Origin of the sequence: Aphanothece microscopica RSMan92, from assembly GCF_046613545.2 — a bacterium.
Taxonomy (GTDB): Bacteria; Cyanobacteriota; Cyanobacteriia; order PCC-6307; family Cyanobiaceae; genus NIES-981.
Window position 1 is genome coordinate 1 of sequence record NZ_JBKKKY020000283.1, and the last position, 726, is coordinate 726.

Genomic DNA, 726 nt, shown 5'->3' on the forward strand with positions numbered 1-726 from the left:
ATCCAGCTTCGTACGAAAGACAGCATGGGCATCTGCCAATCCACGATTGTACCAGAATGGTCCTGCAAGGGTTGTGACATGATCGAGAACGAACTCTACATCGAATTTGCCCAAGTCCAGTCCGTGCTCCGATTCCAGAAATCGCTGGAGTTCGCGAACGATGGTGTTCTTGTCGTCGAGAGATAGTTCAATTGCTGGCATAGGTTACCTCGATAATAGGGTAAGGGGCATGGCCAACACGAGCTCGGCCATAAGCCGTTTGTTAGGAAGGCTTAGTCGCGATGTAAAGAGCAACGGAAGGGCCATTGTGGAGAGTGACTGGAGCGTTGCTATCCAAGGCAACAGGGTGGCGGCACAACAAGCCATTGCTGCACATCCGTAGGCCAAGCGTACACACGCCCCGGCGCCGATGACGCGCGCAAGAGCGGGCTGGTCCAGGTGCTCATCCACCGATACATCGGCTGCACTCTCAACGGCAACAATGGCGGCAGTGCAGAAGAAGACAACAGCGATGGCTGCAAACGCCTGTAGCGACAGCTGGCCATAGGAAAGCGGTACAACTGCTGTACCTGCGGTATATGCTACGGCAACATGGACATCCTTGACGACGCCTGTCCATCGCCAGGAGCCGCATCGCTGCAAGATGTGATGACTGACAACCGAACTGGCCGCAACGAGGGCTGCTGGCCATACATCAGCAAGGGATACGTGGAATATCAGAAGGCT

1 protein-coding gene is annotated in these 726 nt (G+C 55.1%); it reads right to left on the minus strand.

Translation table 11 applies throughout. The annotated features are described in order from the left end of the window. On the minus strand, positions 1–201 hold a 201-nt coding region (locus ACLD7X_RS17520; protein ID WP_411424971.1), incomplete at its 3' end, for a DUF2164 domain-containing protein. Positions 202–726 lie beyond the last annotated feature (525 nt).